Source organism: Dermacoccus sp. Ellin185, from assembly GCF_000152185.1.
GTDB classification, from domain to species: Bacteria; Actinomycetota; Actinomycetes; order Actinomycetales; family Dermatophilaceae; genus Dermacoccus; species Dermacoccus nishinomiyaensis.
Map to the genome: position 1 here is coordinate 1 of NZ_AEIQ01000075.1, position 507 is coordinate 507.

Sequence of the window (507 nt, forward strand, 5' to 3'; positions counted from 1 at the left end):
CAAGTTCCATGACGGGGAGAGCTTCAACGCCGAGGCGGCCAAGGCCAATCTCGGAGCGGGCGATGACGCTGCCGGACTCGCTGCGGAAATCCGAGCTTGCCTCGGTCGAGAGCGTCAGCGCGCCCGATCCGGCGACCCTGGTCCTCAAATTGAAGCGTCCGGACGCGACACTGCTCGCCCAGCTCACCGACCGCGCCGGCATGATGCTGTCGCCCAAGAGTCTCGGCCCCGACATCTCGGCCAAACCGGTCTGCTCCGGCCCCTACCAGTTCGTCGAACGCGTCCAGAACGACCGGATCGTGCTGGAGAAGTTCAAGGGACACTGGGAGGCCGACAAATACCAGTTCGACCGGATCGTCTACCGCGCCATTCCCGACACCACGGTCCGCCTCGCGAACCTGCGCGCCGGCGAGCTCGACATGCTGGAGCGGCTGGCCCCGACCGATGTGAAATCGGCGCAGGGCGACAAGAGCCTCAAGGTCCAGAGCACCGCGAACCTCGGCTACC

1 protein-coding gene is annotated in these 507 nt (G+C 66.1%); it reads left to right on the top strand.

Annotation, left to right across the window (positions count from 1 at the left end):
• Positions 1 to 62 precede the first annotated feature (62 nt).
• On the top strand, positions 63 to 507 hold a 445-nt coding region (locus tag HMPREF0321_RS07870), incomplete at its 3' end, for an ABC transporter substrate-binding protein (protein ID WP_254653978.1).